The following is a 12866-nucleotide window of genomic DNA, read 5'->3' as shown; positions in this document are numbered from 1 at the left end:
CCGATGCCGAACCGGCCGGCGCGTCCGGCCGCCGACGACATCCTGCGGACGATCCTGCGGCGCAAGGCGGAGGAGGTGGCCGAGCGCAGGGCCGCGCGCCCGCAGCGCGAGCTGGCCGCACGCCTCGCCGACGCGCCGCCCACGCGCGGTTTCGCCGCGGCGATCGAGCGCCGCATCGCCGCCGGCGATCCCGCGGTGATCGCCGAGATCAAGAAGGCCAGCCCGTCGCGGGGGGTGATCCGCGAGGACTTCCGGCCGGGGGCGATCGCGCGCAGCTACGAGCAGGGCGGTGCGGCCTGCCTGTCGGTGCTCACCGACGCCGATTTCTTCCAGGGCGCCGAGAAGTACCTGGTCATGGCGCGCGAGAGCTGCAGCCTGCCGGTGCTGCGCAAGGACTTCACCATCGATCCCTGGCAGGTGCTGGAGGCGCGCGTGCTCGGCGCCGACTGCATCCTGCTGATCGTCGCCGCGCTCGACGACGGCCGCCTGGCAGAACTCGCCGGCCAGGCGCTCGAGCTCAGCATGGACGTGCTGATCGAGGCGCACGACGGCGAGGAGCTGGCGCGGGCGGCCGGGATCGCCGGCAGCGGCGGACGCCTGCCGCTGCTGGGCATCAACAACCGCAGCCTGCGCACCTTCGAGGTTTCGCTGGACACCACCCTGGCGCTGCGCGGGGAAGTGCCCGCGGGGCGCAGGCTGGTCACCGAGAGCGGTATCCACGGCCCCGCCGATGTGGCGCGGCTGCGCGCCGCCGGCATCGACGCGTTCCTGGTCGGCGAGGCGTTCATGCGCGAGGCCGACCCCGGCGCGGCGCTGCGGCGCTTGTTCTTCCCGGCATGAGCGCGCAGTTCCCTCCGGTGCGGACCGACGCTCCGACGGTGGTGTTCGATTTCGACCACACCCTCTACGATGGCGATTCCGGCAGCCACCTGTTCGCCTGGCTGATCCGCCGGCGGATCTGGCGCACCGCGCTGGCCCTGCTGGCCACGCCTCTGCTGGGGCCGATGGTCGCGTTCCTGCCCACGCGCCGGTACGGCGTTTCCGGCTACGTCTGGATCGCTACCGTGGGCCTGCATCGGCCACGCACCGTCGACGCGCTGATCGATCTCTACGTCGCCCACGATACGCCCGGCATCCGCGAGCGGCTGCTGCCGCATGCGCTGGAGGTGTTGCACCGCCACCGCACCGCCGGCGATCGCGTCGTGGTGGCCACCGGGGCGCCGCCGGAGCTGGCGCGGGCGATCCTGGCGTTCGTGGCGCACGAGGCGGTGCCGGTGATCGGCTCGGCGCTCGGCCCGCGCTTCGGGGCGGTGGTGGCGACCCGGCACTGCCATGCAGAGGAAAAGATGCGGATGCTGCGCGAGGCGGGTTACGCCACCGTCGACATCGCCTATTCGGACAGCAGCGCCGACCTGCCGCTGCTGAAGGCGGCGCGCGCGCCGGTGGTGGTGAACCCCAAGCGCGACAGCGTCGAGATGTTCCGCCGGGTGCTGCCGCCGGGCACGCCGATCCTCAACTGGGGCTGCCGCCACCGCGGCGGAGAGCCTCCGCCCCGGGGCTGACCGCCACATCCCGGAGATCCTTCGGCGCTGCGAAGTATGTGAAAGGCTTTTCGGGAGAGGCGCAACAGCGTCTTCCGGGGGGCGGGCCGGGGGATACGTGCCAAGTCGCTCCCCGATACTCGCTTGGTTGTCACGCATTCCCCGGCCCGCTCGAGACGACGCGCCCATCGGGCGGGAAAGCAGCGGTGCGGGTCGGTTCCGCTCTATCGGATCTTTTTTTGCCGACCAGTTCCGATCCATCGGGGGGGGTGTCGCAACAAAGCGAGTATCGAGGAGCGACTTGCGGCGCCAACCCCCGCCCGATGGCCGCATGTGTCCCGTAGAGCGGAGCTTGCTCCGCTGCTCTTTGGTTCCGGGTGCCGGCTACGGAGCCTGCGCAGCCGAGCAAGCTCGGCTCTACGGTTCAAGGGGATCGGGGCGCGGTCGCGGGTTGCGTATCGGGTCAGGCGTCGCCGAGCCGCTTGATGAAGCGCAGGGTGCCGTCGCTGTAGCCGCAGGCCTTGTAGAAGGCGTGGGCGTCGGTGCGCTGCGAGCCGCTGGTGATCTCCAGCCGGGCGGCGCCGGCGAAGCGGGCGCGGCGCTCGGCCTCGCGCAGCAACTGCCGGCCCAGGCCGCGGCCCTGGGCGTCGTTGCGCACCACCAGGGCGGTGATGCGGCAGGTCAGGGTGTCCAGCGGCAGGTAGTACATGAAGTCCAGCGCCAGCAGGCCGCAGACTTCGCCGCCGCAGCGCGCGACCACCAGCGCCTGGCGGTCGTTGTCGACGATGCTGCGGATGCGCCCGGCGGCGTCGCGGGCGTCGCAGGGGTAGCCCAGCTCGGTCAGCAGGGCGGCGACGTCGTCGGCATCGACCGGCGAGGCGCTGCGCAGATCGGCGTCCGGCAGGGCCTGCAGGTCGGGCCGCACGGTTACCGCGTCCCGTACAGGACGATCGTCTTGCCGCGGGCGTGCAGCTTGCCGTCGACCTGCAGCTTCTTCAGCACCCGTCCTGCCATCTCCCGCGAGCAGCCGACCAGACGGGCCAGCTCCTGGCGCGAGATCCGCAGCTGGGTGCCCTGCGGGTGGCTCATCGCCTCCGGCTCGCGGGTCAGGTCGTGGAGGGTGCGGATGATGCGGTCGGTGACGTCGAGGAAGGCCAGGCGCCCGGCCTTGCGGCTGGTGTCGATCAGCCGCCGCGACAGTTGCGCGCCGATCGAATAGAGGATCTGGGTGGCGTCGTTGGCCAGGCTGCCGTCGAACAGCTGCTGCAGGCGCTCGTAGCTGATCTCGGCCAGCTCGCACTGGACCCGGGTGCGCAGGATGACCTCGCGGCTGTCCGATTCGATGAACAGCCCCATCTCCCCGACGAACTCGCCGCTGCCGAAGTAGCCCAGCACCAGCTCGCGGCCATCGTCCTCCTCGGCGATGATGCTGACCGAGCCGCTGACCACGTAGTAGAGAGTGCCGGCGGGATCGCCCGGACGGAAGATGTCGGTGCGCGGCGGATAGCGCCGCCGGTGGCAGTGGGCGAGGAACCTTTCGATGGTCGCCGGAGAGGGCATGAGGGGATGTGAGGGGCGGTGATAGGAGTTGATCAGGGCCACAGGAGTCGGGTTCATTACCTGAACAAATCGGGGGAAGAAGGCGAGAGTAGGCGGTTGCGGGCCGGGGGGCAAACCCTCTTGTCGCGGGGGGGGCGCGCTTTGCCCCATAATTCACGTTTTCACGTCCAACCCGGGGGTCGACCGCTGTGGTCAAACCACTGCCTCGCCTGAAGCTGCAGGGCTTCAACAACCTCACCAAGGCCCTGTCGTTCAACATCTACGATGTCTGCTACGCCGCCTCGGAGGACGAGCGCGGGCGCTACATCGAGTACATCGACGAGGCCTACAACGCCGACCGCCTGACCCAGATCCTGAGCGACGTGGCCGAGATCATCGGCGCCAACATCCTCAACATCGCCCGTCAGGACTACGATCCGCAGGGCGCCTCGGTGACGATCCTGATCTCCGAGGAGCCGGTGATCGACCGCAAGGACGCGAAGGGCGTCATCTCCGACGCGGTGGTGGCGCACCTGGACAAGTCCCACATCACCGTTCACACCTACCCGGAGACCCACCCGGACAACGGCATCGCCACCTTCCGGGCCGACATCGACGTGGCCACCTGCGGGGTGATCTCGCCGCTGAAGGCGCTGAACTACCTGATCGAGAGCCTGGAATCGGACATCGTGGTGATGGACTACCGGGTGCGCGGCTTCACCCGCGACGTGAAGGGCAAGAAGCACTACATCGACCACAAGATCAACTCGATCCAGGACTATCTGGCCAAGAACATCAAGGCCCGCTACGAGATGCTCGACGTCAACGTCTACCAGGAGAACATCTTCCACACCAAGATGCACCTGAAGGACTTCGATCTCGACCAGTACCTGTTCGAGGAGAAGGCGCGCAACCTCTCGTTCAAGGAGCGGATGAAGATCGAGGCGCGGCTCAAGCGGGAGATCGAGGAGCTGTACCACGGGAGGAACCTCGTCGATTGACGAGGTTCCGGGAATGGGGAATCGGGAATAGGGAATCGGCAAAGCGAACTGTCCGACAGGCGAACGGCCCGGCGATGCAGGCGCTCCCGGTCGAGGCCGCCGGGAGCCGGATGTCCGGTCCTCGTCCTTGGCTCTTGCTGTTCCGATTCCCCATTCCCGATTCCCCATTCCCGCCGGATCTAGTGCGGGCCCGGGGCCCGTACTAGATCCGGTACGCCACCGCCTTCATCATCCGCGACGCCAGCGCCATCACCGCCGGGATCGGCTGCGGCAGTACGCGGGCGCCGGCGGTCTCGGCGTTGTCGGCGTGGCGCGCCTCGTCGGCCTTCATCACGCCGAGGATCTCGCGGCTGCGCAGGTCGGCGGGGGGGAGGGTCCGCAGGTGCTCCTCCAGGTGGGCTTCGACCTGGCGCTCGGTCTCGACCACGAAGCCGAGGTTCCAGCCGTCGCCGCGCAGACCGGCGGCCACGCCGATCGCGTAGCTGCCGGCGTACCAGAGCGGGTTGAGCAGGCTGGGGCGGTCGTCCAGCTCGCGCAGGCGCTCGGCGCACCAGGCCAGGTGATCGGTCTCCTCCTGTGCCGCCTCCATCAGGTGGGCGCGGGTGGCCGGGTCGCGCGCCACGGCGGCCTGGCCCACGTAAAGCGCCTGGGCGCAGATCTCGCCGACGTGGTTGATGCGCATCAGTCCGGCGGCGTGGCGCCGTTCCTCGGGGGCAAGGTCCATCTCGGCGGTGTCCGCGGCCGGATTGGGGCGCGAGGCGGCCGGGGTGCCGAATACCGTCTCCAGCGCGTGCTGGGCCTGACCGAGGAACTGGTCGAGAGGCGAGTGCGAGCGGGCGGGGGCCATGGGAACTCCTGGAATGGCGGGTCGCCGTGGACCCGGATCGCGGCCGGGCGGCTCGGCAGGACAGGCTCCATCTTCGCCGTATCGGCCGGGGCGGCCAAGCCGCCGCGCCCGGCCGGCAGGGTCGCTTGCGGCGCCCGGGCGCGACCGGTATCATTCCGCCTCTTGCGTTCCGCAATTCACATCGCGAGGCGACGTTCCGCCGGCCCCACCGCGGAACCAGCCCGACCAGCGACCGACAGAGATCGATCCAGTCATGAAGACTTTCAGCGCCAAGTCCGAGACCGTCCAGCGTGACTGGTACGTCGTCGACGCCACCGGCAAGACCCTCGGCCGTCTCAGCAGCGAGATCGCCCGCCGCCTGCGCGGCAAGCACAAGCCCGTCTTCACCCCGCACGTCGACACCGGCGACTACATCATCGTGGTCAACGCCGAGAAGGTCGCCGTGACCGGCAAGAAGCTGAGCGACAAGCTCTACCACCGCTTCACCGGCTATATCGGCAACCTCAAGACCGAGACCCTGGCCCAGGCGCTGGATCGCCACCCGGAGCGCGTGATCGAGATCGCCGTCAAGGGCATGCTGCCGAAGAATCCGCTCGGCCGCGCCATGTACCGCAAGCTCAAGGTCTACAAGGGCTCCGAGCATCCGCACACCGCCCAGCAGCCGCAGCCGCTGGAGATCTGAGGCAGATATGGCTATCACCCAAAACTACGGCACCGGCCGCCGCAAGTCTTCCGTCGCGCGCGTGTTCCTGCGCAAGGGCAGCGGCAACATCACCGTCAACGACCGCCCGCTGGACCAGTTCTTCGGCCGCGAGACCGCGCGCATGATCGTGCGCCAGCCGCTCGAGCTGACCCAGAACACCGACAAGTTCGACATCACCGTGACCACCCTCGGCGGCGGCACCACCGGCCAGGCCGGCGCCATCCGCCTGGGCATCGCCCGCGCGCTGGTGGAGTACGACGAGTCGCTGAAGCCGGAGCTGCGCAAGGCCGGGTTCATGACCCGCGACGCGCGCGAGGTCGAGCGCAAGAAGGTCGGCCTGCACAAGGCCCGCCGCGCCACCCAGTTCTCCAAGCGTTGATGCGGCGCGGGCCCTCCGGGGCCCGCTCCCGCCGTTCGGCGACTTTTCAGCGCCGACGGCGTTACAATCCCCTGCATAGCCCCGTCGCCAAGTGGTAAGGCACCTGACTCTGACTCAGGCATTCGGTGGTTCGAATCCATCCGGGGCTGCCAACCAAGTCGATGGCCGCCGATGCGGCCTCCGGCCGAAAAGCCCGCCGCCAGGCGGGCTTTTTTCGTTGCCGGCCCGCCCGGCCGCAGGCGCCGGGCCGGTCCGGCGAAGCAGGATCGCCCGATGACCTCGCCGTTCCCTCCGCTCTACGTCGCCGCCGACGCCCTGGTACCGGCCGTGCTCGAACGCGGTTATGCCGTGGTCCCGCCGGCCGGGGTGGCCGCCCTGGCGGGGTGCGACCTGGCCGCCCTCGATGCGATGCGACCGGCCTGGGATCGGTTGCCGCCCGATGTCTGGCTGCTGGACGGCGGCCGTTACCGGCGGCGCCGGCATGCCTGCTTCCTGGTCGAGGACGGCGAGGTGGCGCAGGTGCCGCACCGCGCGCACTGGCAACCGCGCGAGTACAACGCGCTCCACGGCGGCATGCGCCGCTGGTTCGAGCCGGTCGAGCCGGAGACGCTGGCCGCGCCGGCGTGGGCCGGGCTGCTGGCCGGCCTGGGCCGGCTGTGTTCGGCGCTCCGCCCGGCGCGGCCCTGGCACGTGGAGGCGCACCAGTTCCGCATTGACACCAGCGACGGCATCGGCCGGCCGACGCCCGAAGGCGCGCACCGCGACGGCGTCGACTACGTCGCCGTGCTGGTGGTCGGTCGGCACGGCATCAAGGGCGGGGAGACCCGGGTGTTCGAGGCCGAAGGCCCGAACGGCCAGCGTTTCACCCTGGCCGAGCCGTGGTCGCTGCTGTTCCTCGACGATGCGCGGGTGATCCACGAGTCCACGCCGATCCAGCCGCTCGACGGCACCGGTCATCGCGACACCCTGGTGCTGACCTTCCGGGCCGGGGGCTTCCAGGGCGAAGACTAGCGCGAACGGCCCGGCCGATCGTCGGCGGATCCGTCCGGGAGACATGCCATTGGGCGGCGCGAAGGCAGTGTTGCCGTCCCGGCTGGGCTAGGATGCGATGCGCAGGGCGGCGGCGGCCGCCTGTGGGGAGCAGGCGCATGGATCAGGATTTGACCGGGCTGCTGCACGACTGGCGTGCCGGCGACGAGGTGTCGCGCGATCGCCTGCTGGCGCAGGTCTACGACACGCTGCGGGGCATGGCCGCGGCACGGTTGCGCCGCGGCCGCGGCGACCAGACGCTGCAGCCGACCGCGGTGGTCAACGAAGCGCTGCTGCGCCTGTTGGGCACGGACACCGACTGGGAGGATCGCGCGCATTTCTTCGCCCTGGCGGCATTGAAGATGCGCGCGGTGCTGGTGGACCACGCCCGCGCCCGCGCCGCGGAGAAGCGCGGCGGCGATGTCGCGATGCTCACGCTCTCGCATGCGGACCGGGAGGCGGGCGATCGCGCCGAATACGACGTGCTGGCGCTGCACCAGGCGCTGGAGCGGCTGGCCGTCCGCGACGAGCGCGCCGCGCGTGGACTGGAGATGGCCTACTTCGGCGGCATGGAGCGTCGCGAGATCGCCTGCGTGCTGGGGATTTCCGTGCCGACCGTGGAGCGCGACCTGCGCTTCGCGCGGGCCTGGTTGAACCGGCAGCTGGCCTAGCCGGCGGCTGCGACCGAGGGAGCCCTGATCGTGGAAGCTGCGCGCTGGCAGGATCTGCGGCAACTGTTCGACGCGGTCTGCGACCTGCCGTCGGCGCAGTGGCCGCAGCGCCTGCGCGACCTGAGCGACGATCCGGCGCTGATCGCAGAGGCCCTGGCGCTGCTGAGCGCACAGACCGCCAGCTTCGACCGCGCGCTGCAGCCGCTCGGCGCGCTGATGGCCACCCTGTCGACCAGCGAACTGCAGGCCGGCGACCGCCTCGGTGCCTGGCAACTGGTCGAGCGCCTGGCCAGCGGCGGCATGGGCGCGGTGTTCGTCGCCGAACGCGTCGACGAGCAGTTCCGCCAGCGGGTGGCCATCAAGCTGCTGCGCGGCAGTCTGAACGATACCGCCACCGGGCAGCGCCTGGCGGCGGAGCGGCAGATCCTGGCCGAACTGCAGCACCCGAACATCGCCCGTCTCTACGATGGCGGCAGCACGCCGGCAGGCCAGCCGTATCTGGTGATGGAGTACATCGCCGGCCTGCCTCTGGATCGCCATTGCGCCGAGCGCGCGCTGGGCATTCCAGAACGCCTGCGGTTGCTGCTGCGCATCTGCGCGGCCGTGCAGGCGGCGCACCAGCGCCTGATCGTGCATTGCGACCTGAAGCCCAGCAACGTGCTGGTGCGCGAGAGCGGCGAACCGGTGCTGCTCGATTTCGGCATCGCCCGGGTGATGGTCGAAGGGCAGCGCGACGACGCCAGCGGTTTCTGCACCCCGGCCTATGCCAGTCCCGAACTGCTGGCCGGCGCCCAGGTCGGCGTCGCCAGCGACGTGTTCAGTCTCGGCGTACTGCTGACCGAATTGCTCGCTGACCGCACGATCGGCCGCAGTGCGGCCGATCGCGCACGGCCGGTGCCGCTGCCGACGGCGCTGGCGGATCGGGCGCTGCGACGCCGTCTGGCCGGGGATCTGGATGCGATCGTCGGCCGCGCATGCGCGCTGGATCCGGTGCTGCGCTACCCCTCGGTGCAAGCGATGGCGCTCGACATCGAGCGCCACCTGGCCCGGCGCCCCGTGACCGCCCGCCCTGGGACGGCGCACTACCGGCTCGGGCGCTTCCTGCAACGGCATTGGCGGGAAAGCTCGGTCGTGCTGCTGCTGTTGCTGTCGAGCGCGGCCTTCGTCTGGCGGCTGATCGAGGAGCGCGCACGCGTCGAGCGAGAGTCCGTGGTCGCCAACCAGGTCAGCGACTTCCTGGTGGCGGCGTTCGACGCCGCCGATCCGCACATGCGCGGCGCCAGAGGCACCGAGGTCGTGAGTGCCCGCCAGGTGCTCGATGCCAGTGCCGCACGCATCGACGACGCACTCGATGCGACACCGGCGGTGCGCGCCCGCCTGCGCGCCGTGCTGGGGCGCGCCTATCGCAATCTCGGCCAGCCGCAGCGTGCCGAGGCCCTGCTGACCCAGGCTGCCGAGGAGTTTCTCGATCCGGAGGTGGCCCAGCCCGGCCTGGCCGCGGAGGCGCTCGGCGAGCTGTCGTTGTCCTTGAGCCAGCGCCAGTACGGCGAGCCTGCGGTGGCCGCCGCGCGGCGCTCGCTGGCGCTGCGGCAATCCTCCGGCCGGGGCCAGGAGAGCGCCGAGGCCTACGACGTGCTCGGTCTGGCGTTGACCGCCAAGGGCGATTTCGTCGATGCCGAACGCGCTTTCATGGCCTCTCTGGCGCTGCGCGACGAACATGCCACGCCGGCCTCGCCGGGGGAACGGGCCCGCACGCTGTACAACCTCGCCCAGCTGTACCGCCGGCGCGGCGAACTGGCGCGCGCCGAGCGCAGCTATCGGGAGGCGCTGGCGATCCGGCGCGGACTCGGCGAGCGTTCGGTCGATACCCAGATGACCCTGCACGGGTTGGCGATGAGCCTGTTCGCACAGGGCAACATCGCCGCGGCCAGGCCGGTGCAGGACGAGAACCTGCAATTGGCCCGGGCGCTGTACGGCGAGGACAGCGACCGGGTCGCCAACGCTCACGTCGACCTGGCCGGCCTGCTGCACGACATCGGGCACTATGGCCAGGCGCGCACGCACTACCGTCGGGCGCTGGCGATCATGGCGCGGGTGGCGGGCGACGACAGCCTGGACTACGCGCGCATCCTCAACAACCTCGCCAACCTGGAGGAGGCCCGGGGGGCGGTGGCGGAGGCCGAGCGCCTGTGGCGTCGCGCGCTGGCGATCCGGCGGATGCACCTGGGCGAGGACGAGCGCCGGGTGCTGCGGATCGAGACCGTGCTCGGCCGGCTGCTGGCCCGCAACGATCGCGCACAGGAAGCGCAGCCCCTGGTGGAGCGCGCCCTGGCGGTATGGGCGGCGCGTTATCCGGACGATCACGCCGGTGTGTTGCTGGCGCGCCTCGGCCACGCCGAATGGCTGCTCAGCAAGGGCGACCTGGACCGGGCCGAGGCCGCGCTGGCCGAGATCGACCTGGGCCGCGGCGAGTACAACGCCCTGATGCGCATGCGTCCCGCCGCGTTGGCGGCCGAGCTGGCACAGCGGCGCCAGGACTGGGCCGCGGCGAGCCAGGCATGGGAACGGGTATTGGCATCGCCTGCCGCGGCCTGGGCCGACCCAGTGCTGATCGGTCGATGGCGGGTTCCCTACGCGGAGGTGTTATTGATCCAGGGGCGGGCCCAGGCGGCAGACGAGCAACTGCGGCTGGCCGGGCTGCCGCTGCGCCGTGAACTGGTGGCGGAAGAGGCGTTGCTCCGGCGGCTCGTCGTGGCCGAGGCGGCGCTGCAGCCGACAAGTTCGCGGCACTGAACCGCAGGATGGCGGTAATCCGCTCGCCTGCTTTCCGGTGACGCGGCCCGGCGCTCGACAAAAAAAGGAGCGGAGACAGGCGTCTCCGCTCCCGTGTTGCCGACAGCGTCGGTGCCGGGTCACGGCATCACAGGTCCAGGCCGAAGCCGATGCCGGCCGAACGTTCCGAACCGCTGAAGGCACCACCCAGGGAGAACGAACCGCGCTGGCCGACACGCTTGCCGTAGCCGACCGACAGCGCCTGCTCGCCGCCCTGGAAGCCGGCGCCGACCGCGATGCGCCCGCGCGGGCTCTGCGAGCCGGCGGCGTTGATCGCCATGTTGAGCATTGCCGCGCCCATCGCCCCCTGCCGGTCGATCCGCTGGTCCTGGCGATGCAGGCGGCGGTCGACGTCGTCGAAGCGGTCTTCCAGGGCGTCGAGCCTCCCGCTGATTGACGAAGGGTCGGATCCGACCAGACCGGCGATCTGCGCGTCGGTGTAGGCGTTGGCCGCGCCCAGGGTGCTGGCATCGCCGGTATCCGCATAGGCCTGCGCCGCGCCGAGGGTGGCGGCATCGGCGGCTTCCATGTCCCCGCGGATCGCCGCCTCGCGGTTGTCGGTGTACGCGTTGGCCGCCGTGCCGCCGGTGGCCACAGCGGTGTCGGTGTAGGCATTGGCGGTGGCCAGTGTCGCCTGCAGTTGCGAGACGTTGACGGCGTCGGTGGCGCCGGTGCCGGCCGCCACGTTGACCAGCCGGCGCTCGCTGCCGGCGCTGCCGATCGATACGGTGTCGGCCTGGGTGGCCACCGAGAGTGCTCCCAAAGCCACTGCATTGGAGGCTTCGGTCGTTGTCATGCTGCCTGAGCCGAGTGCGACGCTCCCTACGCCATAGGCTTCGCTGCCACCGCCCAGTGTCGAGGAGAAGTCGCCGAAGGACCGGCTTTCCAGCCCCAGGGCCACGCTGCCCGTTCCGGTGGCGGCGCTTGCCGCTCCCAGCGCGGTGCTGTCGTCGCCGGCGGTGCTTTCCGCGCCCACGGCGGTGCCGCCGAGTCCATTGGCGAAGCTTCCCGATCCGATCGCAGTCGCATACTCGCCGATGGCGGAACTGCTGCGCCCCAGCGCTGTGCTGCTATGGCCGGCGGCCGTGCTCAGCGCGCCCACTGAAGTGCTGTACACGCCCGACGCGTTGCTGGCGCCGCCCAGGGCGGTCCCGTGCTCGCCTGAGGCGTCGCTGGAATGGCCCAGGGCGGTGCTGCCCTCGCCGGTGGCGTCGCTGCCGGTGCCGACCGCGGTGGTCGCCGTGGAGGTGGCGCTGCTGTTGCTGCCGAGGGCCATCGCGCCAGTCGTCACCGCAAGGCTCTGGGTGCCGAGGGCGATGCTGCCGTCCCCCTGCGCCTCGCTCTGGTAGCCGATCGCGGTGGCGTAGTCGCCGATGGCCCGGGTTTCGCTGCCGTAGGCCGCGCTGTACTCGCCGGAAGCGTGTGCCCAGAATCCGTTCGCGGTGGCGGCGGCGCCCCCGGCCGAGCTGAGGTAGCCGGTAGCCGTGGCGGCGCCGCCGCTGGCCGAACTGCCGGCGCCGGTCGCAGTCGCGAAGGTGTTCGATGCGGTGCTGCCGGCGCCCGTGGCCGTGCTCGAGATGCCGCTGGCGAAGGCCTCGGCGCCGGTGGCGGTCGCCAGGTTCGCCTGGGCGCGTGCACGCACGCCGAGCGCGGTGGAACGGTCGCCCGACGCACGGGTGCGTTCGCCGGTGTCCACCTGGCCGTTGTTGTTGAGATCAAGCCAGCCTCCGAGGGCGGTTGCATTCGCGCCCGTCGCCTGGCTGTAGCTGCCCACGGCCGTGCTGCCCAGGCCGGACGCAGCGCTGTACGCACCCTGCGCCGTGGACCAGGCTGCCGTGGCCTGGCTGGTAGTGCCGAATGTGCTGCTGAAGTCGCCGGACGCGAGACTGTTGGCCCCGGTTGCTGTGCTTCGTTGACCGCTCGCGGTACTGCGGGCCCCGGTCGCCGTGGCGTACTCGCCGGTAGCCTCGCTGCCGTGGCCAATCGCGGAGCTGTAGATCTGGCTCGCCTCCGCGCCCAGTCCGATCGCGACGGTGAAGCTGCCGCTGGCGGTCGCGAGCGGTCCCACGGCGGTGGCCTGCATGCCCGCGGTGGCGTCCCGGCCGCACGCGAGGCTCTGCGCGTCCAATGCCGTCGCACCTCCACCGTCTTCGCCGGCGGCCTCGAAATCGCAGACATCGCCGGCCGAGGCGGCGCCGCTGGCGGCGAGGCACAGGGCGATGGCGGCGGCCAGCGCGCGGCGCTGGCCGCGGGAAGGGATCATGCGGATGGATTTCATGTGAATTGTCCTTGAAAGATTGGGTCGCGCGACCACGCAGGGCATG

General features: G+C 70.9%; 12 protein-coding genes and 1 tRNA gene. 9 read left to right on the top strand and 4 right to left on the bottom strand.

Going from position 1 to position 12866, the window contains the following annotated elements; genetic code table 11:
• Positions 1-3: 3 nt before the first annotated feature.
• Positions 4-840: an indole-3-glycerol phosphate synthase TrpC gene (gene trpC / locus H0E84_RS03050; RefSeq protein WP_180677213.1), complete on the top strand. Its 837-nt coding sequence runs from the start codon at positions 4-6 to the stop codon at positions 838-840.
• A complete protein-coding gene (locus H0E84_RS03045) occupies positions 837-1562 on the top strand; it encodes a haloacid dehalogenase-like hydrolase (RefSeq protein ID WP_180677152.1) in 726 nt (241 codons plus the stop codon). Before trpC ends, H0E84_RS03045 begins: the two co-directional genes overlap by 4 nt.
• Positions 1563-2004: 442 nt before the next feature.
• Here the strand turns inward: H0E84_RS03045 and H0E84_RS03040 are convergent, their stop codons facing one another.
• Positions 2005-2466 (bottom strand): GNAT family N-acetyltransferase, encoded by a 462-nt coding sequence (locus tag H0E84_RS03040; protein WP_180677151.1) that lies wholly within the window; start codon positions 2464-2466, stop codon positions 2005-2007.
• Positions 2467-2468: 2 nt separating this feature from the next.
• On the bottom strand, positions 2469-3101 hold the full coding sequence (gene crp, locus H0E84_RS03035; RefSeq protein ID WP_425600453.1) for a cAMP-activated global transcriptional regulator CRP: 633 nt from the start codon (positions 3099-3101) through the stop codon (positions 2469-2471).
• 188 nt (positions 3102-3289) lie between these two features.
• Here crp and speD point away from each other — a divergent pair, with 188 nt between their 5' ends.
• Positions 3290-4081 (top strand): adenosylmethionine decarboxylase, encoded by a 792-nt coding sequence (gene speD / locus H0E84_RS03030; RefSeq protein WP_180677149.1) that lies wholly within the window; start codon positions 3290-3292, stop codon positions 4079-4081.
• 202 nt (positions 4082-4283) lie between these two features.
• Here the strand turns inward: speD and coq7 are convergent, their stop codons facing one another.
• Entirely contained in the window at positions 4284-4928 is a 645-nt protein-coding gene (coq7, locus tag H0E84_RS03025; RefSeq protein WP_180677148.1) for a 2-polyprenyl-3-methyl-6-methoxy-1,4-benzoquinone monooxygenase, read from the bottom strand.
• 253 nt (positions 4929-5181) lie between these two features.
• Here coq7 and rplM point away from each other — a divergent pair, with 253 nt between their 5' ends.
• The 6 genes from rplM (at position 5182) to H0E84_RS02995 (ending at position 10503) form a co-directional block, all read left to right on the top strand.
• Entirely contained in the window at positions 5182-5610 is a 429-nt protein-coding gene (rplM, locus tag H0E84_RS03020; protein ID WP_180677147.1) for a 50S ribosomal protein L13, read from the top strand.
• Positions 5611-5617: 7 nt separating this feature from the next.
• Positions 5618-6010 (top strand): 30S ribosomal protein S9, encoded by a 393-nt coding sequence (gene rpsI / locus H0E84_RS03015; protein ID WP_180677146.1) that lies wholly within the window; start codon positions 5618-5620, stop codon positions 6008-6010.
• Positions 6011-6087: 77 nt separating this feature from the next.
• A tRNA-Gln gene (locus H0E84_RS03010) sits at positions 6088-6162 on the top strand.
• 121 nt (positions 6163-6283) lie between these two features.
• On the top strand, positions 6284-7021 hold the full coding sequence (locus H0E84_RS03005) for a 2OG-Fe dioxygenase family protein (protein ID WP_180677145.1): 738 nt from the start codon (positions 6284-6286) through the stop codon (positions 7019-7021).
• Positions 7022-7158: 137 nt separating this feature from the next.
• A complete protein-coding gene (locus H0E84_RS03000) occupies positions 7159-7710 on the top strand; it encodes an ECF-type sigma factor (protein ID WP_180677144.1) in 552 nt (183 codons plus the stop codon).
• Positions 7711-7740: 30 nt separating this feature from the next.
• A complete protein-coding gene (locus H0E84_RS02995; protein ID WP_180677143.1) occupies positions 7741-10503 on the top strand; it encodes a protein kinase domain-containing protein in 2763 nt (920 codons plus the stop codon).
• 127 nt (positions 10504-10630) lie between these two features.
• On the opposite strand, the gene H0E84_RS02990 is transcribed toward H0E84_RS02995, so the two are convergent.
• Positions 10631-12820, bottom strand: a complete 2190-nt coding sequence (locus H0E84_RS02990) for a YadA-like family protein (protein WP_180677142.1) — start codon at positions 12818-12820, stop codon at positions 10631-10633.
• Positions 12821-12866: the final 46 nt, after the last annotated feature.

The sequence above is a fragment of the Luteimonas salinisoli genome, from assembly GCF_013425525.1.
Lineage (GTDB): Bacteria > Pseudomonadota > Gammaproteobacteria > Xanthomonadales > Xanthomonadaceae > Luteimonas > Luteimonas salinisoli.
Note: the sequence above shows the minus strand (reverse complement) of the source record. Positions and strands in the feature narration are given on the sequence as shown.